The 24,899-nt window shown below is 70.5% G+C and carries 30 protein-coding genes; 16 read left to right on the top strand and 14 right to left on the bottom strand.

Annotation, left to right across the window (positions count from 1 at the left end; all coding sequences use genetic code 11):
* Positions 1-21: 21 nt before the first annotated feature.
* The 3 genes from CKY28_RS12270 to CKY28_RS12260 are packed head-to-tail and all read right to left on the bottom strand — an operon-like array spanning position 22 to position 2,785.
* Positions 22-300 carry an Hpt domain-containing protein gene (locus CKY28_RS12270; protein WP_176473076.1) on the bottom strand — a complete coding sequence of 93 codons (279 nt, stop codon included), beginning with the start codon at positions 298-300 and terminating at the stop codon, positions 22-24.
* Positions 297-662: a response regulator gene (locus tag CKY28_RS12265; protein WP_095998675.1), complete on the bottom strand. Its 366-nt coding sequence runs from the start codon at positions 660-662 to the stop codon at positions 297-299. The genes CKY28_RS12270 and CKY28_RS12265 overlap by 4 nt, the downstream gene beginning before the upstream one ends.
* Positions 659-2,785 carry a CHASE3 domain-containing protein gene (locus tag CKY28_RS12260; RefSeq protein ID WP_141243925.1) on the bottom strand — a complete coding sequence of 709 codons (2,127 nt, stop codon included), beginning with the start codon at positions 2,783-2,785 and terminating at the stop codon, positions 659-661. Before CKY28_RS12260 ends, CKY28_RS12265 begins: the two co-directional genes overlap by 4 nt.
* A 112-nt stretch (positions 2,786-2,897) precedes the next feature.
* Between CKY28_RS12260 and CKY28_RS12255 the strand changes: the two genes are divergently transcribed.
* A complete protein-coding gene (locus tag CKY28_RS12255; protein WP_095998673.1) occupies positions 2,898-3,296 on the top strand; it encodes a response regulator transcription factor in 399 nt (132 codons plus the stop codon).
* 172 nt (positions 3,297-3,468) lie between these two features.
* On the opposite strand, the gene CKY28_RS12250 is transcribed toward CKY28_RS12255, so the two are convergent.
* The gene (locus CKY28_RS12250; protein WP_245841828.1) at positions 3,469-3,987 is read right to left on the bottom strand and encodes a GNAT family N-acetyltransferase; all 519 of its coding nucleotides are present in this window, start codon (positions 3,985-3,987) and stop codon (positions 3,469-3,471) included.
* Between the two features lie 77 nt (positions 3,988-4,064).
* Between CKY28_RS12250 and crtY the strand changes: the two genes are divergently transcribed.
* From crtY to CKY28_RS12230, 4 genes are all read left to right on the top strand, one after another.
* Entirely contained in the window at positions 4,065-5,231 is a 1,167-nt protein-coding gene (gene crtY, locus CKY28_RS12245; RefSeq protein WP_095998672.1) for a lycopene beta-cyclase CrtY, read from the top strand.
* The gene (locus tag CKY28_RS12240) at positions 5,228-6,706 is read left to right on the top strand and encodes a phytoene desaturase (RefSeq protein WP_095998671.1); all 1,479 of its coding nucleotides are present in this window, start codon (positions 5,228-5,230) and stop codon (positions 6,704-6,706) included. The genes crtY and CKY28_RS12240 overlap by 4 nt, the downstream gene beginning before the upstream one ends.
* A 157-nt stretch (positions 6,707-6,863) precedes the next feature.
* Positions 6,864-7,445 (top strand): LOG family protein, encoded by a 582-nt coding sequence (locus tag CKY28_RS12235; RefSeq protein ID WP_095998670.1) that lies wholly within the window; start codon positions 6,864-6,866, stop codon positions 7,443-7,445.
* On the top strand, positions 7,442-8,389 hold the full coding sequence (locus CKY28_RS12230; RefSeq protein WP_095998669.1) for a phytoene/squalene synthase family protein: 948 nt from the start codon (positions 7,442-7,444) through the stop codon (positions 8,387-8,389). The genes CKY28_RS12235 and CKY28_RS12230 overlap by 4 nt, the downstream gene beginning before the upstream one ends.
* Here the strand turns inward: CKY28_RS12230 and CKY28_RS12225 are convergent.
* Complete coding sequence (locus CKY28_RS12225) at positions 8,338-8,733, bottom strand: hypothetical protein (protein WP_095998668.1); 396 nt, start codon at positions 8,731-8,733, stop codon at positions 8,338-8,340. The genes CKY28_RS12230 and CKY28_RS12225 overlap by 52 nt on opposite strands.
* A 56-nt stretch (positions 8,734-8,789) precedes the next feature.
* Positions 8,790-9,020 carry a hypothetical protein gene (locus tag CKY28_RS12220; protein WP_095998667.1) on the bottom strand — a complete coding sequence of 77 codons (231 nt, stop codon included), beginning with the start codon at positions 9,018-9,020 and terminating at the stop codon, positions 8,790-8,792.
* Between the two features lie 114 nt (positions 9,021-9,134).
* On the opposite strand from CKY28_RS12220, the gene CKY28_RS12215 reads away from it, so the two are divergent.
* From CKY28_RS12215 to CKY28_RS12205, 3 genes are all read left to right on the top strand, one after another.
* A complete protein-coding gene (locus CKY28_RS12215; RefSeq protein ID WP_095998666.1) occupies positions 9,135-11,147 on the top strand; it encodes a S9 family peptidase in 2,013 nt (670 codons plus the stop codon).
* A gap of 267 nt (positions 11,148-11,414) precedes the next feature.
* Positions 11,415-13,235 (top strand): ABCB family ABC transporter ATP-binding protein/permease, encoded by a 1,821-nt coding sequence (locus CKY28_RS12210; RefSeq protein ID WP_095998665.1) that lies wholly within the window; start codon positions 11,415-11,417, stop codon positions 13,233-13,235.
* A gap of 290 nt (positions 13,236-13,525) precedes the next feature.
* The gene (locus CKY28_RS12205) at positions 13,526-13,936 is read left to right on the top strand and encodes a hypothetical protein (RefSeq protein WP_141243924.1); all 411 of its coding nucleotides are present in this window, start codon (positions 13,526-13,528) and stop codon (positions 13,934-13,936) included.
* A gap of 106 nt (positions 13,937-14,042) precedes the next feature.
* On the opposite strand, the gene CKY28_RS18715 is transcribed toward CKY28_RS12205, so the two are convergent.
* Entirely contained in the window at positions 14,043-14,264 is a 222-nt protein-coding gene (locus CKY28_RS18715) for a hypothetical protein (protein ID WP_095998663.1), read from the bottom strand.
* A 33-nt stretch (positions 14,265-14,297) separates the two neighbouring features.
* Between CKY28_RS18715 and CKY28_RS18710 the strand changes: the two genes are divergently transcribed.
* Positions 14,298-14,732: a hypothetical protein gene (locus tag CKY28_RS18710; RefSeq protein WP_095998662.1), complete on the top strand. Its 435-nt coding sequence runs from the start codon at positions 14,298-14,300 to the stop codon at positions 14,730-14,732.
* Between the two features lie 75 nt (positions 14,733-14,807).
* On the opposite strand, the gene CKY28_RS12190 is transcribed toward CKY28_RS18710, so the two are convergent.
* Both CKY28_RS12190 and CKY28_RS12185 read right to left on the bottom strand, forming a co-directional pair.
* The gene (locus CKY28_RS12190; protein WP_095998661.1) at positions 14,808-15,446 is read right to left on the bottom strand and encodes a hypothetical protein; all 639 of its coding nucleotides are present in this window, start codon (positions 15,444-15,446) and stop codon (positions 14,808-14,810) included.
* A gap of 37 nt (positions 15,447-15,483) precedes the next feature.
* Positions 15,484-16,383, bottom strand: a complete 900-nt coding sequence (locus CKY28_RS12185) for a hypothetical protein (RefSeq protein ID WP_095998660.1) — start codon at positions 16,381-16,383, stop codon at positions 15,484-15,486.
* 110 nt (positions 16,384-16,493) lie between these two features.
* Between CKY28_RS12185 and recQ the strand changes: the two genes are divergently transcribed.
* The 5 genes from recQ to CKY28_RS12160 all read left to right on the top strand — a co-directional run bounded on the left by recQ (position 16,494) and on the right by CKY28_RS12160 (position 20,247).
* Positions 16,494-18,260, top strand: coding sequence for a DNA helicase RecQ (gene recQ / locus CKY28_RS12180; protein ID WP_095998659.1), 1,767 nt, complete (start codon positions 16,494-16,496; stop codon positions 18,258-18,260).
* Between the two features lie 56 nt (positions 18,261-18,316).
* Positions 18,317-18,748 (top strand): protein tyrosine phosphatase family protein, encoded by a 432-nt coding sequence (locus tag CKY28_RS12175; protein ID WP_095998658.1) that lies wholly within the window; start codon positions 18,317-18,319, stop codon positions 18,746-18,748.
* A complete protein-coding gene (locus tag CKY28_RS12170; protein ID WP_095998657.1) occupies positions 18,745-19,143 on the top strand; it encodes a hypothetical protein in 399 nt (132 codons plus the stop codon). The genes CKY28_RS12175 and CKY28_RS12170 overlap by 4 nt, the downstream gene beginning before the upstream one ends.
* Before the next feature lie 79 nt (positions 19,144-19,222).
* Entirely contained in the window at positions 19,223-20,044 is an 822-nt protein-coding gene (locus tag CKY28_RS12165; protein WP_095999205.1) for a sterol desaturase family protein, read from the top strand.
* Positions 20,041-20,247, top strand: coding sequence for a hypothetical protein (locus CKY28_RS12160; protein WP_141243922.1), 207 nt, complete (start codon positions 20,041-20,043; stop codon positions 20,245-20,247). The genes CKY28_RS12165 and CKY28_RS12160 overlap by 4 nt, the downstream gene beginning before the upstream one ends.
* Here the strand turns inward: CKY28_RS12160 and CKY28_RS12155 are convergent.
* Positions 20,244-20,438: a putative signal transducing protein gene (locus CKY28_RS12155; RefSeq protein WP_095998655.1), complete on the bottom strand. Its 195-nt coding sequence runs from the start codon at positions 20,436-20,438 to the stop codon at positions 20,244-20,246. The two genes, CKY28_RS12160 and CKY28_RS12155, sit on opposite strands and share 4 nt — an antisense overlap.
* Positions 20,435-21,001 (bottom strand): pyridoxamine 5'-phosphate oxidase family protein, encoded by a 567-nt coding sequence (locus CKY28_RS12150; RefSeq protein WP_095998654.1) that lies wholly within the window; start codon positions 20,999-21,001, stop codon positions 20,435-20,437. The genes CKY28_RS12155 and CKY28_RS12150 overlap by 4 nt, the downstream gene beginning before the upstream one ends.
* A 70-nt stretch (positions 21,002-21,071) precedes the next feature.
* Here CKY28_RS12150 and CKY28_RS12145 point away from each other — a divergent pair, with 70 nt between their 5' ends.
* Positions 21,072-21,557 (top strand): gluconokinase, encoded by a 486-nt coding sequence (locus CKY28_RS12145; protein WP_245841827.1) that lies wholly within the window; start codon positions 21,072-21,074, stop codon positions 21,555-21,557.
* Between the two features lie 9 nt (positions 21,558-21,566).
* Here CKY28_RS12145 and tldD read toward each other — a convergent pair whose 3' ends face one another.
* Genes tldD through CKY28_RS12130 form a run of 3 tightly spaced genes read right to left on the bottom strand, consistent with a single transcriptional unit; the run spans position 21,567 to position 23,557 of the window.
* Positions 21,567-22,991 (bottom strand): metalloprotease TldD, encoded by a 1,425-nt coding sequence (gene tldD, locus CKY28_RS12140; RefSeq protein ID WP_095998653.1) that lies wholly within the window; start codon positions 22,989-22,991, stop codon positions 21,567-21,569.
* A gap of 19 nt (positions 22,992-23,010) precedes the next feature.
* Positions 23,011-23,244, bottom strand: a complete 234-nt coding sequence (locus CKY28_RS12135; protein ID WP_095998652.1) for a zinc-finger domain-containing protein — start codon at positions 23,242-23,244, stop codon at positions 23,011-23,013.
* A gap of 43 nt (positions 23,245-23,287) precedes the next feature.
* Positions 23,288-23,557, bottom strand: coding sequence for an usg protein (locus CKY28_RS12130; RefSeq protein ID WP_095998651.1), 270 nt, complete (start codon positions 23,555-23,557; stop codon positions 23,288-23,290).
* Positions 23,558-23,657: 100 nt separating this feature from the next.
* On the opposite strand from CKY28_RS12130, the gene CKY28_RS12125 reads away from it, so the two are divergent.
* A complete protein-coding gene (locus CKY28_RS12125) occupies positions 23,658-24,581 on the top strand; it encodes an ABC transporter ATP-binding protein (protein WP_095998650.1) in 924 nt (307 codons plus the stop codon).
* Positions 24,582-24,899: the final 318 nt, after the last annotated feature.

Genomic DNA, 24,899 nt, shown 5'->3' with positions numbered 1-24,899 from the left:
TCGAAGAACTGAACCTGCGAGCTAGGGGGCGAGCGAGCCCACGAGCCGCCTCAGCTCAGCCGCCGCGGTGCGCGCCGCGGCGGGGTCGCGGGCGTCGCACGCGTCCTCCAGCCGGATGGCGACTGCGCTGACGTCGGGCCAGCCGAGCGTGCCGCCCGCGCCGGCGATACGGTGTGCGAGCCCGCCCGCCGCCGCCAGGTCGGGCGCGTCGGCGTCGAGCGCCGCGTCGATCCCGTCGCACTCGCGCGCCGAACGCTCGACGAAGCGGACGCGAAGCGGCCGGAGCCTGTCGGCGATCACAACAGCGCTCTCACCTGCGCGGCCAAGGTCATGGGGTCGAACGGCTTGGCGATGATGCCGCACGCGCCGAGTCCGGCCAGCCGCTCCGCGTCGTCGCGGCCCGCGCGCGCGGTGATGAAGGCGACCGGCGTGTCCGCCGTCTCGGCCTGCGCGCGCAGCGCGGCGAGCGTGGCGGGGCCGTCCATCTCCGGCATCATCACGTCCAAGAGGATGAGGTCGGGCTTCCACTCGGCGGCGAGCGACACGGCGGCGCGGCCGGAACCGCAGTCGCGCACCAGGAAACCGGGGTCGAGCTCGAGCGCCATGGCGGCGATCTCGCGGATGTCGTCCTCGTCGTCGACGTAGAGGATGCGGGCGGTCATGCGGCCTCCTTGGGCAGCCCGAGCGCGTCGTCGACGGCGGCGACCAGCCGCCCGATCGACGCGCGGGACTTCACGAGCACGACGCGCGCCCGGTGCGCGAGCTCCGCGCCGGCCTCCTGCGCGGTGAAGACGATCACGGGCGCGCTCCTCCCGCACGCGTCGAGCAGGTCGAGGCCCGACCCGTCAGCGAGGCCGATGTCGAGGATTACGAGGTCGAAGCGCTCGGCCGCGACCAGCTCGCGCGCGCGGCGGAGCGAGTGGGCGGGCGTCAGCGCGGCGCGGCCCTCCAGTGCGGAGGCGACGACGCGCGTCATGTCGACGTCGTCCTCGACGTGGAGGACGCGGGGCAGCGGGGCGGCCGAGGCGGCGGGGCGCGCGGGCTCGTCGGCGCGCGGCAGGTCGACGTGGAAGGTCGTGCCGTGGCCCTCCGCGGTGTCGAAGGACACGCGCCCGCCGTGCCGCGCCACGATCTCGCGCACGATGGAGAGGCCGAGCCCGCTACCGCCCTTGGCGCGCGTGTCGGAACCGTCGGCCTGGGTGAACTTGTCGAACAGGCGCGGCTGGAAGGCTTCCGGGATGCCGGGACCCTGGTCGCTGACGCTGACGCGCCAGCAGCCGTCGAGCGCGCTGGCCATGACGATCACGACGCCGCCCGCGGGCGAGAACTTGACCGCGTTGGAGAGGAGGTTGGTGAACACCTGGGTGAGCCGGTCGGGATCGCCGAGCACGTGCGCGGCGTCGTCCACGGGCGCGAGCTCGAGTCGCACGCCGAAGCCCTGGGCATAGCCCCCGTTCGCCTCCACGGTGCGGCCGAGCAGGTCGGCGAGCGGTACGGGGCGCATGTCGAATTGCGCTTCGCCCGCCTCGATCTTCTCGATGTCGAGAATGTCGTTGACGAGCCGCACCAGCCGCTCGCTGTTGGCGTGGGCGATGGCGACGAGCCGGTCCGCGCGGGGCGGCAGCGGCCCCGCCGCCCCGCCCGCGAGCAGGCCGAGCGAGCCCGCGATGGAGGTGAGCGGCGTCCTGAGCTCGTGGCTGACGGTGGAGATGAACTCGCGCTTCAGGCGGTCGACGCGGTGGCGCTCGGTGGCGTCGCGGACCACGGCGACCGCGTGCACGCCCGACGGCAGCGCCATGGGACTTACTGCGACTTCCGTCGGCACGGCCGCGCCGTCGCTGCGCCGGCCGGTGATGTCGATCGTGCGGCCGCCGCCCGCCTCCCCGAGGCCCAACCGATCGGCGAACGACATGGCCCGGCCCCTTTCCGGCGCGATCTCGAACAGGACGGACACGTCGCGGCGGAGCAGCTCGTCCTCACGATAGCCGAACATGGCGCGCGCGGCGCGGTTGAGGCTCTCGATGCTGCCGCTGGGATTGAGCGAGATGATCGCGTCCGTGGTGCTGTCCAGGATCGCCTGCTGGCGCGCGGCGGCGTCGCGCAGGCGCGTGTGGAGGCGGCGGCGCTGGTCCCAGGCGCGCGCGATCGCCACCGCCGCCGCGGTGAGCATCGCGGCCATGCCCGCGAGCAGCAGGAACGACAGCGTGCGCGTGCGCTCATGGGCCCTGAACTCCTCCGCGGTGCGGTCGGCCAAGCGCGCGCGCTCCAACCGGTCCATGGCCGCGACTTGGGCGCGGATCGCGTCCATCAGCGCCTTGCCGCGGCCGGACGCCACGGCGGCGCGCGCCCGGGCGGGACGCCCCGCCGCCTTCAGCGCGACCGTGCGGTCGGCGAAGTCGAGTTTGGCGCGCGAGAGTTCGCGCAGCCGCGCCACGCCCGACGCGAGCGGCGATCCCCGCTCCAGCCTGCCGTCCAGGGTGCGGAGCGTTCCCTCCGCGACCCCGCGCGCCTCCCGATATGGTTGGAGGAATTCGGGGTCGCCGGTCAGGAGATAGCCGCGTTGCCCGGTCTCGACGTCGCGGTGCACGGACAGCACGTCCATCAGCGCGGCGCGCACCTGGTGCGAACGCTCCGCCTCCTCGGCCGCGCGTACGCCGTGGTCGAACTCGCGATCGAGGACATAGGCCAGCAGCAGGTGGATCGCGAGCGTCGCGGCGACCAACGCGCCGATCAGGACGCGGCCGGACGGGCGCGGGCGTATCGATCGGGCAAGGAGAGGGAGCAAGGGCGGCGTGCTTTCGGCTCGGGTCGCCGCCGGGCTTACCGCGTCTTAACCAAATTAGGGTTAACGCGGAGGCCTCATCGCCCGGATTTCAGACGCAGGTGGAGGTAGGCAGGTGGCGCGCATCATCGTGGCGGAGGACGACGAGATCGTGGCGGAGCTGGTCCGCGACGCGCTGATGGGCGCGGGCCACGGCGTGGGCGTGCTGCCCACGGGCGCGCAGGCGCTGCAGGTGATACGCGCGCGGCGGCCCGACCTCGTGATCCTGGACTGCAACATGCCCGAACTGTCGGGGCTGCTGGTCTTGCGCGAGATGCGCAAGTCGGGCGAGCTCGCGGACACGCCCGTGCTGATGCTGACGGGCCGCCAGAGCGACAAGGACGAGACGCTGGCGATGTGGGAAGGCGCAAACGACTATATGCGCAAGCCCTTCGATCCCGAGGAGCTGGTCTTCCGCGTCGAGGAGCTGCTCGGAACCGCCGCGCGCGCGGGCGGTGCGCGAGCGGTTCGTTAACGGCTTTACTTGGGCCGGCCCTCCAGTTGTAAGTATTCGCACGCGCGGACGGACCGATCCGGTGCTATAAAGCCGTTGCGACCCGAGGGATGTTGTTCGACATTCCTCCCTTTCACCCGGCTGGCTTAGGCCAGCCGGGTTTTTTCGTCGGCGAACTCATGCCCGTTTCGTTTCAACGGCGACGTTCGAAGAACAGAATGGGCGCGTCGCGGTAGCGGACCTCGCCGGCGGAAGAATATCCGAGCCGTTCGGCCAAGCGGATCGACGGCGCGTTGCCGGGCGAGATGATGCACACGGTGCGTTCGATCCCCCGCCCGTCCGCCCAGCCTAGCATCGCCGCGCACGCCTCCGCCGCATAGCCCTGACCGTGCACCCGCGGCAGGAAGCCCCAGGCCGCCTCCGGCGTGCCCTCGAAGGCGGGCGAGGTCGCGCGGCGCGACTCCATCAAGCCGACCTCGCCCAGATACGCGCCCGACGCGGTCTCGCGTACGACCCAGTGGCCGAAGCCCATCACCGGCCAGTGCGCGACGTAGCGGAGCAGGCGATGCCAGACCTCCTCGCGCGTGGCGGGCGGAGCGCCGATCTGCGCGGTGAAGGCGGGATCGGTGATCATCTCCACCATCTCGTCCAGGTCGGACGGGCGATGGGGCCGCAGCGTCAGGCGCGCGGTGGTCAGCGTGGGTGCGGTCACGGCTTTCCGATAACCTGGGACAGCATGCGTACGGAAAGCCTTTCTCTCGCATGCCCTTGTCGGCTAGTCGGGCCGGGATGGCCCATCCTTCAAACCACGGTGCGTGCGACGTGGCGATCGTCGGCGCGGGGCTGGCGGGCGGCCTTCTCGCGCTGGCGCTGGCCAAGAAGCACCCCGAGCTCGACGTGCGCCTGATCGACGCGGGCGACAGCGTCGGCGGCAACCATCTCTGGTCCTTTTTCGGGACCGACGTGGCGGACGCCGACCGCTGGCTGCTGGCGCCGCTCGTGGTGCACGCCTGGCGCGATTACGACGTGCGCTTCCCCGCGCACGCCCGCACGATCCCGGCGACCTACTACTCGATCGAGAGCGCCCGGCTCGACGAGGTGGTGCGCCGTACGCTCCCGCCCGAGCGCGTCATGCTGGGGCGCAAGGTCGCGAGCATCAGCCCCACCGCGGTGGCGATGCAGGACGGCGAGCGGCTGGAGGCGACGGGCGTGATCGACGCGCGCGGCGCCGCCGACTTGTCGACCCTGGAGCTGGGCTGGCAGAAGTTCCTCGGCCGCGAGCTCGAGCTGGACGAGCCGCACGACGTCGAGCGGCCCGTCGTCATGGACGCCACCGTGCGCCAGGTCGACGGCTACCGCTTCATGTACGTGATGCCGTTCGCGGAGCGGCGCGTGTTCCTGGAGGACACCTATTACAGCGACTCGCCCACGCTGAACGCGCGCGCGGTGTCGCACCGGCTCGACCGCTACGCCGCCGACAAGGGCTGGGCGGGGCGCACGGTGCGCGAGGAGCAGGGCGTGCTTCCCGTCGCGATCGGGGGCGATTTCGACAGCTATTGGCGCTCGGGCGGCGCGCGCGTCGCCAAGGCGGGCATGCGCGCGGGACTGTTCCACCCCACCACCGGCTATTCGCTGCCCGACGCGGTGAGGCTTGCGGTCACTCTCGCGAAACGGCGCGATTTCGCGGGCGCGGACCTCCACCAGGCCACCTACGACTATGCGCGGGCTTGCTGGCAGGCGCGGCGCTTCTACCGGATGCTGGACGCGATGTTGTTCCGCGCGGCGGAACCGCAGGCGCGCTACCGCGTCCTCCAACGCTTCTACCGGCTCGATCGCAAGCTGATCGGCCGCTTCTACGCAGGACGTTCGACGATGAAGGACAAGGCCCGCATCCTCATGGGCAGGCCGCCCGTGCCCGTGGGGCGCGCCCTCTCCGCCATTCGGGGGGTGCGTTGAAGAGCGCGGTCGTTATCGGGTCCGGGTTCGGCGGGCTGGCGCTCGCGATCCGGCTGCAGTCGGCGGGGGTGAAGACCACGATCGTCGAAGGCCGGGACAAGCCGGGCGGGCGCGCCTATTATTGGGAGCGCGACGGCTTCACCTTCGACGGCGGGCCCACCGTCATCACCGATCCACCCTGCCTCCAGGAGCTCTGGGCGCTGACGGGCCGCGACATCGCGGAGGACGTCGAGCTGGTGCCGGTCACGCCCTTCTACCGGCTCAATTGGGCGGACGGGACCAACTTCGACTACACCAACGACGACCAGGTGCTGCGCGGCGAGATCGCCAAGCTCAATCCCGAGGACGTCGCGGGCTATCAGCGCTTCCTAGCCTATTCGGAGGGCGTGTTCCGCGAGGGCTATGAGAAGCTCGGCCACGTTGCGTTCCTCGACTTCGGCTCGATGGTGAAGGCGGCGCCCGCGCTCGCCAAGTACCAGGCGTGGCGGTCGGTTTATTCAATCGTGTCCAGGTTCGTGAAGAACGAGAAGCTGCGCGAGGCCTTGAGCTTCCACACGCTGCTCGTCGGCGGCAACCCGATGACCACGAGCGCCATCTACGCGCTCATTCACAAGCTGGAGCGCGACGGCGGCGTGTGGTTCGCCAAGGGCGGCACCAACCGGCTGGTCGCCGGCATGGTGAAGCATTTCGAGCGGATCGGCGGCACGCTGCGCCTCGGCGACCCGGTCGCGACCATCGAGACCTTGGGCGACCGCGCGACGGGCGTGGTGACCAAGGGCGGCTACGCGATCAACGCCGACGCGGTCGCGACCAACGCCGACGTGATGCACAGCTATCGCGACCTGCTCGGCGACAACCGCAGCGCGAAGCGGACCACGGCCAGGCTGGAGCGCAAGCGCTACTCGCCTTCACTGTTCGTGGTGCATTTCGGGATCAAGGGCACCTGGCCCGGCATCCCGCACCACATGATCCTGTTCGGGCCGCGGTATAAAGGGCTGTTGTCGGACATCTACGACCACGGCGTGGTGGCGGAGGAATTCTCGCTCTACCTGCACCATCCGACGGTGACCGACCCGTCGCTGGCGCCGGAAGGGCATTCGACCTTCTACGCGCTCGCCCCCGTGCCGCACATGGGCAAGTTCCCGCGCGACTGGGCGGAGGTCGCGCCCGTGCTGGAGAAGCGCATCCTGGACGAGGTTGGCCGCCGGCTCATCCCCGACATCCACGAGCGCATCGTGACCAAGTTCTCCTACTCGCCAGCCGATTTCTCGACCGACCTGAACGCGCATCTCGGCAGCGCTTTCTCCCTGGAGCCGATCCTGACGCAGAGCGCGTTCTTCCGCGTGCACAACCGCGACGACGACATCCCCAACCTCTTCTTCGTCGGCGCCGGCACGCACCCGGGCGCGGGCATCCCGGGCGTGGTGGGCTCCGCCAAGGCGACGGCACGGCTGATGCTGGAGGGCGCGCGTTGAGCAACTCGCTAGTCCTCCCCTGCAAAGGGAGGTGGCACGCCGCAGGCGTGACGGAGGGGTGTCCCCGATCGCAAGCGTCGGATCACCTTTTCGATGGGGATACCCCCCCACCAGCCTGCGGCTGGTCCCCCTCCCCTTGCAGAGGAGGATTTGAAGCGTGAGGCGCCTGGCCGTTTACTGCGGGTCGGCGACGCCGGCGGACCCCGTATATCTGGAGACCGCGCGCGAGGTCGGGCGGGGCTTGGCGGAGCGCGGCATCGGCGTCGTGTACGGCGGCGGCCGGCTGGGGCTGATGGGCGCGGTGGCGGACTCGGCGCTCGGGGCGGGCGGCGAGGTGGTGGGCGTGATCCCGCAGGCGCTGGTCGACGCGGAGGTGGCGCATCGCGGGCTCTCCGAGCTCCACGTCGTGTCCGGTATGCACGAGCGCAAAGCCGCGTTCACCGATTTGTCGGACGGCTTCGTCACCATCCCCGGCGGCACGGGGACGATGGACGAGCTGTGGGAAGCGCTCTCCTGGGCGCAGCTCGGCTATCACGAGAAGCCGGTGGGGCTGCTCAACAGCGCGGGCTATTACGACGCGCTGATCGAGTTCTGGTGGAAGATGGCGGAGGTTGGCTTCCTCCGGCCGCAGCACCGGGACCTGCTCATCGTCGCGGGTACGCTGCCCGAGCTCTTGGCGCGCATGGGCGAGCACGTGCCCACCCAGCCCATCGTCAGGATGAGCGCCGCGGACCTTTGACGCGCGAGCTGCCCACCCGCGAGGCGATCGTGGCGACCGCGCGCGAGTCGATCGCGCGGGGGTCGAAGAGCTTCTCGGCGGCGAGCACTTTGTTCGACCGGCGCACGCGCGAGCGGGCCTGGTTGCTCTACGCCTGGTGTCGGCGCTGCGACGACATTGCCGACGGGCAGGATCACGGCCACGGCATGAGCCGAGTGGCGGACCCGCAGGCGCGCCTCGCCGAGATCAGGGCGATGACGGAGGAGGCGCTCAGCGGCCGGATCGTCGGCGACCCAGCGTTCGACGCGCTCCGCATCGTCGCGGGCGAGTGCGCCATGCCGCCCGAATGGCCGCGCGACCTCATCCGCGGGTTCGAGCTCGACGCGGACGGCTGGCGGCCGGTGAGCGAGTGCGACCTCTACCTCTACTGCTACCATGTCGCGGGCGTCGTCGGGCTGATGATGGCGGTCGTCATGGGTGTATCGCCAGACGACGAGGCGACGCTCGACCGCGCGTGCGACCTGGGGCTCGCGTTCCAGCTCGCCAATATCGCGCGCGACTTGGCCGAGGATGCGAAGGCCGGACGCTGCTACCTGCCGCGCGACTGGCTGGGCGAGATGGGATTGAGCGAGGCGATGCTGCTCCTGCCCGAGAACCGGCCCGCGCTGGCGCGGTTGGGCGCGCGGTTGGCGGACAGGGCGGAGCGGTACGAGGCGAGCGCGCGCGGCGGCACGCCCGCCCTCTCCTTCCGCTCGGCCTGGGCGGTGCTGGCGGCGGCGGGCATCTACGGCGACATCGCACGCAAGGTCCGCGCACGCGGGGAGGCCGCGCTGGAACGGCGGGTGAGCACGTCCGGCGCGGCCAAGCTCGGCTGGATCGCGCGCGCCTGGAGCCAGGCGGCGCGGCGGGCGGCTTACGCGGGTACGCCGCGGCCGGCCGAATTATGGACCAGGCCGCGGCGTTGACCGAGCCGTAGCGCCGCGGCCACGGCGAGCGCCGGAAGCAGCAGCGTCGCCGTCTGCATCCATAGCGGATGCGGGATCGTCACGAGATTGGCGACGCCGCCCGCGAGCACCAGCACGCCCACGATCCACGCGGCGGCCGGCCAGCCGGACAGGCGCAGCGCGGCAAGCGCGCCGGCGAAGGTGCCGAGGAAGTAACCGGCGAGCACCATCAGCTTGGCGGGCGTGCTCATCGCCTCGACCGAGGCGGGTCGGCCGCCTGCGACCGCATGGGCGAGCGATTCGAGGGCGAGCATGACGACGATCGCGACGACGGCGCCGCCGACGACGGACAAGAATCTGCGCATGGCCTTTCTCCCTGTTCCCGGGAGAAGGGTATCATGTCGGGCGGACGGAGTCCCGCTCAGCCGCGCGGGCGCTTCACCTCGTTCTTCACCATCACCGGCCCGCTCGCGCGGCAGGCGGCGCTGACGACGGGGAAGTCGATGTCGGTATGGCGCTGGAGCGCCACCGGCATGGCCGCGCGGCACTCGGCGGCGGTCTCGTAGCGGACGGGCTCGACCCGCTGCTCCTGACACGCGGCCTGGCCGTCGCCGCACCCCATGATGGCCAGAATGAAATACACCGGTTCCATAAACGCGGACCCCTTACAACCGCGGCGGAAACGGCTCCGAAATCGCGAGGTTCCAACGGCTTGTCGCATCGGACCGCTTCGGGCACACTCCCGTCATAACGGAGGAGGCATGTCATGCGCGATGCGACCAAGGCGTTGTTTCTGGCGACGGGGGCGTTGTTGATGACGGGGGCCGCACCGGCCCAGCAGGGTGCCGCCCCGCCGGTGCCGCTGATCGAGCGCGCCAAGCTGTTCGGCAACCCGACGCGCGCCGGCGGGCAGCTGTCGCCCGACGGGCGCTGGATCAGCTTCCTGGCGCCGCGCGACGGCGTGATGAACGTGTGGGTCGCGCCCGCGACCGCGCCCGACCAGGCCAAGCCGCTCACCGCCGAGAAGCTGCGCCCGATCCGCCAGACCTTCTGGTCGCCCGACAGCCGGCAGATCATGTTCATCAACGACGTGGGCGGCGACGAGAACTTCCTGCTCTACGGCGTCGACGTCGCGAGCGGGGAACAGAAGAACCTCACGCCGTTCCAGAAGACGCGCGTGATCCCGGTCAAGGTGAGCAAGACGGTCACCGACCGCGTGCTCATCGGCGTCAACAACCGCGACCCGCGCTGGCACGACGTGTACAGCCTCCAGCCCGCGACGGGGAAGCTCGACCTCGTGTTCAGGAACGACGGCTATTCGAGCTTCGTGGCCGACGAGCAGCTGAATCTCAGGCTCGCCGCCAAGCCCCGCGCCGACGCAGGCAGCGACTGGTTCCGCATCGTCGACGGCACCGTCGAGGCGAAGCCCGTCGTGAGCTACGGGCTCGACGACTCGCAGACCACCGCGCCGCTCGCCTTCACGCGCGACGGCAAGATCCTCTACTGGACGGACGCGCGCGGGCGCGACCAGGCGGCGATCTTCGCGCAGGACGTGGCCACCGGCCGCATGACGCCCGTCGCGCAGTCGGCCAAGGCGGACGTGTCGGGCGGGCTGTTCGACCCCAAGACTGGGCGGCTCCAGGCCTATGCCGATTATTACCTCAAGAACGAGTACAAGCCGGTGGACGCCTCCGTCCGCGGCGACCTCGACTTCCTGCGCAAGCAGAACAAGGGCGAGTTCTACGTCACCTCGCGCACCGACGCGGACGACAAGTGGCTCGTCACCTTCGATCCCGTCAGCGCGCCGTCGGAGACGCACCTGTACGACCGCGCGGCCAAGCGGCTGACGCGGCTATATGTCAGCCGGCCGGAGCTCGTCGGCGCGCCGCTCCGCCCGATGCAGGCGGTGGAGGTGCCCGCGCGCGACGGGTTGACGATGGTGAGCTACCTGACGCGGCCGGCGGGCTATGAGGACCGCCCCGCGCCGATGGTGCTCGTCGTGCACGGCGGCCCGTGGGCGCGCGACGGCTACGGCTACAACTCCACGCACCAGTGGCTCGCCAATCGCGGTTACGCGGTGATGAGCGTCAACTATCGCGGCTCCACCGGCTTCGGGAAAAAGTTTGTCTCCGCGGCCGACCTGCAATGGGGCCGCAAGATGCACGACGACCTGATCGACGCCGTCGACTGGGCGGTGAAGCAGGGCGTGACCACGCCCGACAAGGTGGCGATCATGGGCGGCAGCTACGGCGGCTACGCGACGCTGGCCGGGCTGACCTTCACGCCCGACAAGTTCGCGTGCGGCGTCGACATCGTGGGACCCTCCAACCTGTTCACGCTCCTCCAGACGATCCCGCCCTATTGGGAGGCGGTGAAGCTGCAATTCTACAAGCGCATGGGCGACCCGAACACGGAGGAGGGCCGCGCGCTGCTCAAGGAACGTAGCCCGCTGACATATGTGGACCGGATCAAGAAGCCGCTCCTCATCGGCCAAGGCGCCAACGACCCGCGCGTCAACGTGCGCGAGTCGGACCAGATCGTCGAGGTAATGAAGGCGAAGAACATTCCGGTCACCTACGTGCTCTTTCCCGACGAGGGCCACGGCTTCGCCCGCCCCGCGAACAACATCGCGTTCAATGCGGTGGCGGAGAACTTCCTGGCACCGTGCCTCGGCGGACGCGCGGAGCCGATCGGGCAGACCCTGGCCGCGTCGAGCGCGCAGGTGAAGCACGGGGCGGAGTATGTGCGGGGGCTGAACGCGCAGACGGCGGCGAAGTGACTTTCTGAATTCCTCCCCCGCAACGCAGTTGTGGGGGAGGGGGACCGGCCGCAGGCTGGTGGAGGGGGAGCTATGGGATGCGGCATCGCCCACGGCCTGCTCCGCAGGCCGGCTCCGGTCGGCGACAAGCCCCCGGCTTGTCGCTGATCGACCTACGCCCCCCACCACCACGCCCTGCGGGCGCGGTCCCCCTCCCCCGCTGTAAGCGGGGGAGGAACTAAGTGGTCGCGCTTGCCTCGCCGCCCCCTACCCCCACATTGCGGGGCGATGCCCCCCGCCTCCCCGACCCAGCCCACGGAGCCGCTCTGGCCGACGCTCCGGCGCTTTCTCCCGTATCTCTGGCCCAAGCACGAGCCGGGCCTGCGCCTGCGCATCGTGCTGGCGATGCTGCTGGTGGTCGCGACCAAGCTCGTCCAGGTGTTCGGCGCGGCGTACACGCTGAAGTTCGCGGTCGACCGCATGGCGGCCGGCGACCGCGGGCTGGTGTGGATCGTCGTCGGGCTCGTGGTCGCCTACGCGCTGTCGCGCTTCCTGGGGACGCTGTTCGACAATCTCCGCAACGCCGTGTTCGAGCGCGTCGGGCAGGACGCCGCCCGGCGGCTGTCGGCGGACGTGTTCCGGCACCTGCATCGGCTCTCGCTCCGCTTCCATTTGGAGCGGCGCACGGGCGCGGTGACCAAGGTGGTCGAGCGGGGAACCAAGAGCATCGACACGATGCTCTACTTCCTCCTGTTCAACATCGCGCCGACGATTCTCGAGCTCGGCATCGTGCTCACCATCTTCGCCTTCGACTTCGGGACGTGGCTGGTCGCGGCGACGGTGGTGATGGTCGCGGTGTACATCGTCTTCACGCGCAAGGTGACCGACTGGCGCAACCAGCTCCGCGTCCGCATGAACGACCTTGACACGGGCGCGGTGGCGCACGCGGTCGACTCGCTCCTGAATTTCGAGACGGTGAAGTATTTCGGCGCGGAGGAGCGCGAGAGCCGCCGCTACGAGCGCGCCGTCGCCGCCTATACCGACGCGGCTGTCCGGAACGAGAACTCGCTCGCCTGGCTCAATGTGGGCCAGAGCTTCATCACCAACGCGATGCTGGCGCTGGCGATGGGCGTGGTCGCGTTTGGCTGGTCGTCGGGGCGCTTCTCGGCGGGCGACGTGGTGTTCGTGTCGACGCTGCTCAGCCAGCTGTTCCGCCCGCTCGACCTGCTCGGCATGGTGTACCGCACGATCCGCCAGGGCGTGACGGACATGGCCGCCATGTTCGAGCTGATCGACACCTCCGCCGAGATCCGCGACAGGCCCGGCGCGCCGCCGCTTGCGGTGACGGCGGGCCGCGTGCGCTTCGAGAACGTACGCTTCGGCTACGAGGGCGAGCGCGAAATCCTTCAGGGCATCGACCTCGACATACCCGGCGGCAAGACGGTCGCGGTGGTCGGCCCGTCGGGCGCGGGCAAGTCGACGCTGGGGCGCCTCCTGTTCCGCTTCTACGACGTCACCGACGGGCGCATCACGATCGACGGGCAGGACCTGCGCGACGTAACCCAGGCGTCCCTGCGCGCCGCGATCGGCATCGTGCCCCAGGACACGGTGCTGTTCAACGACACGATCGGCTACAACATCGCGTACGGCCGCGAGGACGCGAGCCCCGACGAGGTACGCGCGGCGGCGCGCGGCGCGTCGATCGCCGAGTTCATCGAGGCGCAAACGGACGGCTACGACACGCGCGTCGGCGAGCGGGGGCTAAAGCTGTCGGGCGGCGAGAAGCAGCGCGTCGCCATCGCGCGCACGCTGCTCAAGGACCCGCCGATCCTGATCCTGGACGAGGCGACCAGCGCGCTCGACAGCCGTACGGAGGCGGCGATCCTCGACACACTCCGCGAGATCGAGCGGGGACGCACCACCATCGTCATCGCGCACCGGCTGTCGACGGTGGTCGACGCGGACGAGATCGTCGTGCTCGACGGCGGCCGCGCGGCCGAGCGCGGGACCCACGCGCAGCTGCTCCGCAGGGATGGCCTCTACGCTGAGATGTGGGCGCGCCAGGCGTCCGAGCGCGAGGAGGCCGACGACGCGCTCGCGGCCGAGTAGGCGGCGTGTGTCATGCGCCTGAGACAGTTGCCCGCCTCGGCGGCAGCTGTTTTCAAGATGAACCGAGCGGAAACGGAACGTTCATGTGCAGTACAGGCCCGCATCCGCGTTGTAATTAGGCCCAATTCGCTGACATGTTCACCTACTTAGATCTTAGTAGAAACAGACCTTTGTTGTCGTTGCCTTCTCGCAATGACAATTTTACTTTGATCGTTGAACCATTCCAGAGCTGAAGCGTCTTGCCCCCGGTCCGCTCAACAGCAGCGGCGCCGATCTAAGGAGCAGATGTTATGCGTAAACCTCTGATGATTGCGACGATCGCGGCCGCCGGGCTGCTCGGCACTTCGGCCATGGCGCAGACCACGGCGGGCGGCGGCGCCAGCGCCTCCTCGCCCCACGGCTCGGTCGCGGGCGGCGCCACCGCCGGCACCAACGACCAGGGCATGTCCCAGCGCGAGCAGCGGCGCCAGCAGCGCATGCAGCGCCGCGGCGGCAACTCGTCCTCGACCTACGGCTCGGGCACGATCTACACCGACCGCAACCGCGCCACGGGCGGCGTGACCGCGGGCGGCACCGCCACCGGTTCGGGCCGCCAGTCGAGCTCGACCGCGGTGGACGCGTACGGCCAGGCGACGCGCCAGGGTTCGACCGCCGAGGTCTATGGCGACTCGACGGCCAACTCGGGCGACCGTCCGCAGTAAGGATCGAGGGGGCGGGCCCCGCGCCCGCCCTCCATCCCGCCATGGGCGCGATCCTCTTCGTCGCCGCGCTGGCCGGGTCCGCCCCGGAACAGTGCCGGCGCATCCACTACACCGCGGACGGCCGCGTGATCGAAACGAGCGTAAGCACCGAGGAAGGCGGCGTATCGGCCTCCTCGCACAGCTCGGGTGCGTCGAGCAGCTCGGTGTCGGTGAGCTCATCCAGTTCCTCGTCGGGCGGCGGTTCGAGCGTCGCGACGAGCAGCTCCACCGTCGACGGCGTCCGGCGCTCCACCACGGTGCGGCGCGACGCGAACGGCTGCACGATCACCGTCGACGATCGTCCGCCAAAGGAGTGACCAGTATGCGTAATCTCATTCTTCTCGCCTCCGCCCTGGCGCTGAGCGGCGCCGCGGCGGCGCAGACGCGGACGGGCGGCTCGTCCTCCTCGACGCCAACCGACCGCCAGGTCCAGGCCGGCACCTACGGCTCGGGCACGAGCGGGAACGGCGCGGTGGGCGCGTCGGGCGGCGGCTACGCGGTCGCCGGCGACGGCGGCACCGCCTCGACGGACGCCGACGCCCGCTTCAACACCGAGAACAGCACCGCGCGCCAGCGCGCCCGCGCCATGGCACGCGACGACGACGAGCGAGCGCGCTCGACGACGCGCACCGCGGTCCGGCCCGATGGCACGATCCGGTCGAGTTCGCGGTCCTTCTACAAGGAGAAGGGCGAGCGGCCGGTGATCGATCGCCAGCGCACGGTGACCAGCCCGGACGGCACCGTCCGCGAGCGGTAAACGACTCGCGGTTCGTCACGCGGCGGGCGGACGGTCGGGAACGGCCGTCCGCCCGCCTGTGGAGTTCGGCGCGCGTCAGCTGCATCCCTCCACATATTGGATGCTCGGCCCGCCCGCATGGATCGCCTCCACGCGGCCCGTTGCGCCCGTCTCGTAGCGGATGCCCCGAGCGTCGGTGGCCGCGAGATGATCGGCATCGGGCGCGTCGCCCGTCCCCCGCGTCGCCCAATGCGTGAGGTACAGCCCCGGCGGGTGCGCATAGGCGTGCGGCTTCTCGTCTAGCGACCGGCCATAAGCGGCGCGGACCTGCGCCGCGGTCGCGCCGAGCCCCAGGCCGCGATCGGTGCGGAGCGCCGCGCCCTCGACCAGCGACACGCGGGTGAGCCGCCCGTCCTCGATCATCACGATCAGGCCCTCCGGCGCGCGGGCCGGGCGGAACTGGTCGCACCTATCCGGCTCCGGCCCGCCGACCGCATTCGGCTCGGCGTCGGGTCCGAGCGCCGCTTCCACCTGGGCGCGCGTCATCCCGACCCGGAGCGGTCCCCAGCCCTCCGCCGTCAGCGCCGCGACCGACCGGGGCGAGGCGGAGGGCGTCGGCGAGGGCAGCACGGCTTTCGGCGGCACCGCGCCGACGATCGGCGCGGAGGGGGCCGGCTCGGGCGCACGCTCCTCGGCGCAGGCGGCGAGGAGCAGGATAAGGGGAACGGCACGCATGCCCGGCCGAACGCACCCGTGCGGGCGCGGGTTGCCGTCAGGCGCAGCTCAGCCGCACCTGCCGCGCCCGCTTGTCGAAGGTCAGCGACGAGCAGCGGTCGAGCTGGTCGCGGCCGATCGTCAGGACGTCGCGGCTCCGGTCGCGCTTGCCTTTGGCGGTTACCACCACCTCGTCGGGATCGGGCGGCGGCGCGGCGGCGTCGGCGATCGAACTCGTGCCGCCGTAATCGGATACGCGCACCAGCAGCCGGTCGAGCCGGATCGGGCCGACGATCAGCGGGCGTTCCAGGCGCAGCGTGCGGACCGGTCGCTGGACGCCCCAGGCGATGTCGGTCGTGGTGGGCGAGCCCTCCAGCGCCCCGCCTTGCGCGCGAGCGAGCGCGACACCCGCGCCGGCGGTCGCCGTGGTGGGGCGGCGCGGGTCGAAACGGACGCGCATGGGCTCGCCGTCGACGGTCAGCGCGGCGAAGGTCAGGCCCCAGCCGCCGAACAACCCGCCCGCCTTCGCTATCGGCAGCGCCACCACACGCTCGCCCGGCCGCGGCGCGCGTAGCTGGAAACGGATCACCGGGTCGGGCAGCCCGCCGGGGCCGACGACCGCGTCGGCCGTGTCGGAGTAGGTGCGCGCGGTCCAGGTGACGCGCCGTTTTATGGGCCCTGCGCCGAGGTCGATGCGCGCCACCGCCGTCCGACCGGCGATCGTCACCGGGCCGACCGCGTAGCTCGCGGCGAACGGGCCGGGTTTCAGCCCCGCCCGCGCGGCGAGCGCCGGGTTCAGAACGGGCATGCCGGGCGCGGCGGGATCGACGCGCAACCGCGCGGGCACGCCGGCGATGCTGCTCGGGCGCATGCCGTCCGGGGCGATGACCAGCTCGCCCTGCTTCGCCGCGCCGCCCGCGGCCGCCAGCAGCGCCGCCGTCGTCAACCATCGCAGCATGCGTCCCCTCCCCGTCGTCCCCTCCGCTTCGAGCAGCCGAAAATGGCTGGAGAAAGGCGCGCGGCGGGCGTGATTTCCGGAAGCCGAACGCCTATCTCCCGCTGCACCCGATGCTTCCCGACCCCCTTCCCACACTCCAACGCGTCTTCGGCTTTCCCGATTTCCGCGGCGTCCAGCGCCAGGTCGTCGAGCGCGTGCTCGGCGGCCAGCGCACGCTCGCGGTCATGCCGACGGGCGCGGGCAAGTCGCTGACTTATCAGCTGCCGGCCGTGATGTTGCACGGCACCTGCGTCGTCGTGTCGCCGCTCATCGCGCTGATGCACGACCAGCTGCGCGCGGCGGAGGCGGTGGGCATCCGCGCGGCGACGCTGACCTCGGTCGACGCCAACCAGGCGGAGACGCGCTCGCGCCTGCGGGGCGGCGAGCTCGACCTGCTCTACGTCGCGCCCGAGCGCGCGTCGGGGCAGAGCTTCCGCGAACTCCTGTCCCAGGCCGACCTGGCGCTGTTCGCGATCGACGAGGCGCACTGCGTCAGCGAATGGGGGCACGACTTCCGGCCCGATTACCGGCTCTTGAAGCCGTTGATGGACTCGTTCCCCGACGTGTCGCGGCTGGCGCTGACGGCGACGGCGGACGCGCACACGCGCGCCGACATCCTCGCTCAGCTCGGCATCCCGGCGGACGGGCTGATCGTATCGGGGTTCGACCGGCCCAACATCCGCTATCATGTAACGCCCAAGACGAGCACGCCGCGCCAGGTCGCCGACATTATCCGCCGGACGCCCGGGCCGGGCATCGTCTATGTCCAGAGCCGGGCGGGGACCGAGAAGATGGCGGCGTCGCTCGCCAGCACGGGCCGGCCGGTGCGCGCCTATCATGCGGGGCTCGACCCGGCGATCCGCGCCAAGAACCAGGCCGATTTTGTCGCGTCGGAGGACATGGTGATCTGCGCCACCGTCGCCTTCGGCATGGGCATCGACAAGCCGGACGTGCGCTTCGTGGTCCACGCAGGCCTGCCGAAATCGATCGAGGCCTATTACCAGGAGACGGGCCGCGCGGGCCGCGACGGCGACCCGTCGGTCGCGCACCTGTTCTGGGGCGCGGAGGATTTCGTGCGCGCGCGCCAGCGCATCGACGAGGTCGAGCCCGAGCGCCGCGCGGGCGAGGCGGCGCGGCTCCAGTCGCTGTCGGCGCTGGTCGAGACGGGCGGATGCCGGCGCCAAGTGCTGCTCCGGCATTTCGGCGAGGATGCGCCCGCCGACTGCGGCAACTGCGACAACTGCCTGGGCGCGTCGGGCGCGGTCGACGCCACCGAGCTCGCGCGCAAGTTCCTGTCCGCCGTGTTCCGCACGGGGCAGATGTTCGGCGTCACCTATATCGAGCAGGTCCTGACGGGTAAGTCGACCGAGCGCAGCCTGATGAACGGGCACGAGAACCTGTCGGTATGGGACATCGTCGACGCGGAGGAGGCGGCGCTGCTGAAGCCGGTCGGCCGCGCGCTCCTGCTCCGCGACGCGCTGCGCGCGAACGAGCATGGCGGGCTGGAATTCGGGCCGGGTGCCCGCGCGCTCCTGAAAGGCGAGGCGACCCTGTCCGTCGTTCCCCAGCCCCGCCGCGAACGCCGCGCCCGCGGGGCCGCCGCCGCGGCCAACCCGGCCGACGATCCGCTGTTCGAGGCATTGCGCGAGCGCCGGCGCGAGCTCGCCAAAGAGGGTGGCGTGCCTCCTTACGTGATCTTCCACGACTCGACGCTGCGCGACATGGCCGCGCGCCGGCCGACGAGCCGGGCGGAGCTGGCGGTGCTGTCGGGTGTCGGTGCGCGCAAGCTCGACGCCTATGGCGACGCGTTCCTGGAGGTGATCCGCGCCGCGGCGTGACCTCGTTACGCATCCGTGCCCTTCACCCTGAAACCGCAACGGGCTAGCGCAGGCGCATGGACATCCGCCCCCTGAACGAGAGCGTCGCGGTCGCCCCGCAGATCTCAGCCGACGACATCCCCGCCATCAAGGCCGCGGGCTATGTCGCGGTCGTCAACAACCGTCCCGACGACGAGGAGGCGGGCCAGCCGTCCGGTGACGAAATCCGCGCGGCGGCGAAGGCGGCGGGGCTCGGATACACGCATGTGCCCGTCACCGGCGCGGGGTTCAGCCATCCGCAGCTCGACGCCATGGCGCGGGCGCTGGTGGAGGCGGGCGGGCCGGTGCTCGCCTATTGCCGCTCGGGCACGCGCTCGTGCAACCTGTGGGCGCTCGCCGCCGCCAAGGCCGGCCGCGATCCCGAGCTGCTGGTCCATCAGGCGCGCGGCGCGGGCTACGACCTGTCCGCGATCCGCCCGATGCTGGACGCGCTCGCGGGGGCTGAATGAACTGGCTGATGCTGGGCGGCTCGGCCGCCGCGATCCTGGCCCTGTCGGGCGCGGCCTGGTGGCTGCGGCTGGGCCGCGACGTCAAGATCGGCAGCGTCGAGGAGGCGGCCGACGCCGTCGAGCACTCGCTGCCCGGCTTCGTCACGGGCGGCGCGGTGGTGGGCGCGGACGGGTTGGCGGCGCTGGCGGTGGATAAACGCGGCGAGCGCGTCGCGGTGGTGAAGCGCCATGGCGCGCAGCTCGCGGTGCGCGAGGTCGGCTGGAAGCAGATCGCCGCCACCGCCGACGGCATCGTCGTCGACACGGGCGAGAAGCGCTTCGGCGGGCGCATCGCCGTCGCGGGCGTCGATCAGCTTGACATGCGGCGGCTGGCCCCGCAGTCGATGAAGGCGTAGGCTCCGCGGCGTGGAGCCCGCGCTGCCCGATCCCGTCGATTACGCCGTGCCGGGTTTCGTCGTCCTGGTGCTCGCGGAGATGTTATGGGCCTGGGCCAAGGACCGCCGCCGCTACTGCCCGCGCGATACGCTGACGAGCTTGGGGCTCGGGCTGGGGAGCACGGTCGCGGGCGCGCTCTCGGCAGGCGCGGTGTTCGCGATCGCGACTTGGGTGCACGGCTTCCGGTTGCTCGACATACCCTACGCCTGGTGGGCGTTCGTGCTCTGCTTCGTGCTCGACGACCTCGCTTATTACTGGTTTCACCGCTCCGCGCACCGCGTGCGCTGGTTCTGGGCGAGCCACGTGATCCACCACAGTTCGCAGCACTACAACCTGTCCACGGCGCTCCGACAAACCTGGACGGGATTCATCAGCTTAGGCTTTATCTGGCGATTGCCGCTGTTCCTCATCGGCTTTCCGCCCGCGATGGTGTTCTTCGTGGCGGCGTTGAACCTCGTCTACCAGTTCTGGATCCACACGGAGGCGGTGGGCCGCATGCTCCGCTGGTTTGAGGCGGTGATGAACACGCCCTCGCACCACCGCGTCCACCACGCCGTCAACGCGCGCTACCTCGACCGCAACTATGCGGGCGTGTTCATCGTCTGGGACAAGCTGTTCGGCACCTTCGAGGGCGAACGCGACGACGACCGGCCGCGCTACGGCATCGTGCACCAGCTGGGCAGCTTTCACCTGTTCTGGGCGGCGTTCCACGAATGGATCGGCATCGCGCGAGACGTACGCGCCGCGCCCGGCTGGCGCGCCAAGCTCGGCTACCTCTGGCGCCCGCCCGGCTGGAGCCATGACGGCAGCCGCGACACGTCGGAGACGATCCGCGCGAAATGGGAGGCGCGCGGGCGGTGATCGGGCTTCTGATCCCGTTCCTCATCGCCGACGCGATCCTGGGCTGGATGCTGGTCACCACCTGGCGGCGGCAGGAGGTGTGGCTCGTCACGCGCATGGGCCGCAAGGACGAGAACCGGCGGCTGTGGTGGATGTCGGTGGTGCGCCTCGCCGCACTACTCGCGCTATCGATGACGGGCACGCTGGCGTTGCTGTTGGCCTAGGCGAGCGCGGCGCGGGCGTCGTCGAGATCGTCCTCGTCCACCATGACGCGCACGGGGATCAGGAACCAGCTCCCCTCGCCGATCGAGGTCTCGCCGTCGAACGCGATCGCCGGGATGCCGTCCGCCTCCAGCCGCGCCACGACGATGTGCGCTTCGTTGCGGTTGAAGCGGCCGAGCTCGACGAGGCTCAATTCGGCATTCCGGGCGGCGTCTCGGTCGGCACGCGCGCGGGCAGGCCGTCGATGCTTGCGCCGTTCTCCCGCTGGAATGTGTCGAGCAACTGCTCGGGCGTGAACTTCGCGCCGAATTTCCGGAGCGTCTCGCGCTCGCGCACCAGTTCCATGTGCGGCACGCCCCAGCCGCACGAGGTCTGCACCTGATCCACCGCGATCTCGAAGATCTGACGCGTGCCGGGCAGCAAGGTGAAGTGCGACGCGAGCTCGCCCCAGCGCCCGTCCTGCGGAAGCACGGGCGTCCCCCGGCCGTAAAGGCGCATGATCAGCGCCGGGCTCTCGAACGCGCAGAACATCACGGTGATGCGCCCGTCGGCGAGCAAGTGCGCGTTGGTCTCGTTGCCCGACCCGCCCACGTCGAGATAGGCGGCGGTGCGGTCGTCCAGCACGCGGAAGCTGTCCATGCCCTTGGGGCTGAGGTTAATCCGCACGTCCGCGGCCGCGGTGGCGACGAAGAACACCGGCTGGCGCGCGATGAAGGCGCGATGCTCGTCGGTGATGCTGTCGAAGAATTCGGCCATCGCGCCCTCCCCTGCTCCGGCCCGGTGATGCTACGCCGCGCAAAGGCGGGGCGCAAACGGGAAGGGCGCGATGCAGATCGTGATGATGGGCGTATCGGGCGCGGGCAAGACGGCGGTGGGCCGCGCGCTCGCCGACGCGCTGGGCTGCTTGTTCCTCGAAGGCGACGACTTCCACCCGCCCGCCAATGTCGAGAAGATGCGCGCGGGCGAACCGCTCACCGACGCCGACCGCGCACCCTGGCTCGACTCGCTCGCCGACGCGCTGGCCGCTCATGAGGCGAAGGGCGAGCGGAGCGTCCTCGCCTGCTCCGCGCTGCGCCGCCGCTACCGCGACCGGCTCGCGGCGGCCGCGCCGTGCCGCTTCGTGCTGCTCGATGTGCCGACGCACGAGCTCGCGCGGCGGCTGGAGCGGCGCGCGGACCATTTCATGCCCGCCGCCTTGCTGGAAAGCCAGCTCGCGACGCTGGAACCGCTCGAGCCGGACGAGAACGGTTGCACCCTCGCACCGCGTGCGTCCGTCGGCGAAACGGTGTCCGCAATAAGCTCAGCGCTCTGAGCCGACATATCAGACGGCGGTGCCCCCGACCGTCAGCCCGTCGACCAGCAGCGTCGGCTGGCCCACGCCCGCGGGCACCGACTGGCCGCCCTTGCCGCACACGCCGATGCCCTCGTCAAGCGCGAAGTCGTGGCCGACGCCGAGCACTTTGGTCAGCACCGTGGGGCCGTCGCCGATCAGCGTCGCGCCCTTGATCGGCGCGCCGACCCGGCCGTCCTCGACCATGTACGCCTCCGTGCAGCTGAACACGAATTTGCCCGAGACGATGTCGACCTGGCCGCCGCCGAACGACTTGGCGAAGATGCCGCGCTTGACGCGGCTCAACAGCTCGGCGGGATCGTCGCGGCCGGCCTTCATGAAGGTGTTGGTCATGCGCGGCATGGGCGCGTGCGCGAAGCTCTCGCGACGGCCGTTGCCCGTCGGCTCGACGCCCATCAGCCGGGCGTTCAGGCGGTCCTGCATATAGCCCTTCAGGATGCCGTCCTCGATCAGCACCGTTTCGCGCGTGGGCGTGCCCTCGTCGTCGATCGACAGCGAGCCGCGGCGGTCGGGGATGGAGCCGTCGTCCACGACCGTGACACCCGGCGCCGCGACGCGCTCGCCGATGCGGCCGGAGAAGGCGGAGGTGCCCTTGCGGTTGAAGTCGCCTTCCAGCCCGTGACCGATCGCCTCGTGCAGGATCACGCCCGGCCAGCCGGAGCCGAGTAGCACCGTCATCTCGCCCGCGGGCGCCGCGACCGAGTCGAGGTTGACGAGCGCCTGCGCCAGCGCCTCGTCGACCCCGCGGTTCCACGTCGCCTCGTCAAACAGCCGGTCGTAGAGGTAGCGGCCTCCGATGCCAAAGCTGCCCGTCTCGCGCCGGCCGTTCTGCTCGACGACGATCTGGACGTTGAGTCGGACCAGCGGCCGCACGTCGTGCGCGACGAAGCCGTCGGCGCGGACGATCTCGACCACCGACCAGCTGCCCGACAACCCGACCGAGACCTGCGCCACGCGCGGGTCGCGCGCCCGGGCGGCGGCGTCGATGCGCTGGCAGAGGTTCACCTTGTCGGCGAAAGGCACGAGGTCGAGCGGGTCGGTGTCGGTGTAGAGGTGGCGGTTGGTCCGCGGCGGCGGGGCCGCGCGACCGTTCTTGGCGGGGTCGATCAGCGCCATCGTCTCCGCCGCGCGCTTGATCGCGGCTTCGGAGAGCTCGTTGGCGTGCGCGAACGCGGTCGTCTCGCCCGACACGGCGCGCAGGCCGAAGCCACCATGCGTGTCGTAGCTCGCGGTCTTTAAGCGCCCGTCGTCGAAGCCGAACGCCTCGGACCGGCGATACTGCAGGTAGAGCTCGCCGTCGTCCGCTTGGCCCAGCGCCTGCGCGGTGAGGCGCTGGGCGGTGTCGGGATCGAGGTCGCGGTAGAGGAAGCGGCGGGGATCGGCGGGAGCGTTCATGCGCTCCGATATAGAAGCCTTACAGGCCCGCGCCATCCCCGCGGTCGTGCAGCTTCGCGTGGTCGGCCCCGTCCGCAGGACCCCCGATCAGCACGAAGCGCCGGTCGCAATAGCCGCAGTCCACGTAACCCGTCTCGTCGATCTGCAGGTACACGCGCGGGTGGCCGAGCGAGGCGCCGCCGGGGATGTCGGTCGCGCCATCGCAGGCGACGCGGCGGGTGGAGACGCGGGAGATTTCGAGCGGCGGATGCATGACGCGCTGATTAGCCGCGCCCGCGCCCGCCCTCAATCCCCGGTCAATTTATCGTGATCACGCCGTCCACCGCGCGCCATTCGGCGGGGCCGATCAGGTGCTTGTGCGCGATGCGGATCGAATGGAGCGGCGCCTCCACCTCCCGCCGCCAATGATCGAGAAAGCGGTGCAGCTCGGGAAAGCGCGGGGCCAGGTCGTATTGCTGCCAGACGAACTGCTGCAGCAACGCGGGGTAGTCCGGCATGTAATAGTGGATCTCGGCGGTCAGCAGGCCGTAACCGCCCAATTGCTTGCAGAGTGCGCGATCGGTCATTCGTCCTCCCCATGCGTGAAGGACCGCCGAATGTCCGCAGACTCGGGCACGCAGTCAAGCGGGGTTGAGGCTCCGCCACCGCGTCCCTATCGGCAGGGGTATGAGCGACGCCGCGATCAGCATCCAGGGCCTTGGCAAGACCTATGCGGGCGGCAAGCGCGCGCTCGACGACGTCACCTTCGACGTACCGCGTGGGCGGATTTTCGGGCTTCTGGGGCCGAACGGCGCGGGCAAGTCGACGCTGATCAACATCCTCGCCGGGCTGGTCAACAAGACCTCCGGTAGGGCGTCGATCTGGGGCTTCGACATCGACGAGCACCCGCGCAACTCCAAGGCGTCGATCGGCATCGTCAACCAGGAGATCCTCTTCGATCCCTTCTTCTCGCCCGTCGAGACGCTGGAGATCCAGGCCGGCCTCTACGGCGTGCCCAAGCGCGAGCGGCGCTCGATGGAGCTGCTGCGCGCCGTGCACCTGGAGGACAAGGCGCACGCCTACGCCCGCACGCTGTCGGGCGGCATGAAGCGGCGGCTGATGGTCGCCAAGGCGATGGTGCACTCCCCGCCCGTGCTGGTGCTCGACGAGCCCACCGCGGGCGTCGACATCGAGCTTCGCCAGCAGCTCTGGGCCTATGTGCGCGAGCTGAACGCGCAGGGCGTGACGGTGGTGCTGACGACGCACTATCTGGAGGAGGCGGAAGAGCTCTGCGACCGCATCGCCATCATCAACCATGGCAAGCTCATCGCCAACGAGCCCACGCGCGAGCTGGTGAACAAGGCGCAGGAGAAGGTCGTCGCGGTGACGGTCGACCGCGACCTCGCCGCCCCGCCCGAGAACGCCTGTTTCGAGCGCATCCTCTTGAAAAGCCCGCGCACGCTGGAGATCACGTACAGCAAGGACCGGGTGAATGCGGGCGAGGTGCTGGCGGCGGTCACGCGCGATGGGCTGGGGATCGTGGACGTGACCACCAAAGAGGCGGACCTGGAGGACGTGTTCCTGTCGCTGACGCGGGCGGCGAACGGCTGACCCGGACGCACGACGGCGCGGCGGGTGGTGCCAGAGGCCGATCATGACTGAGGCGGTCCGCGGGTTTCGATCGCAGACCTTGTGACGCGGCCTTCCGACACTCGTAGGCCCGCAGAAATGTTCAGCTATGCTGCCGGTGTCGGAACCGACCGAATTTGACACGTAAGCTATGTCCGCTTTCGACCCAAAGCGGACGTTAGTGCCACCACTCTTCAACGGTGAGCACGCCTCCTGAGAGGGTCACCGACACATCCACCCCTTCTTCGACTTTGCGGGAACGGCTGAACGAGCACGTAGCCACGGCGACCTCTCCGCAAA

Source organism: Sphingomonas lenta, assembly GCF_002288825.1.
Lineage (GTDB): Bacteria > Pseudomonadota > Alphaproteobacteria > Sphingomonadales > Sphingomonadaceae > Sphingomonas > Sphingomonas lenta.
This window is presented reverse-complemented; position numbering and strand designations above follow the sequence as displayed.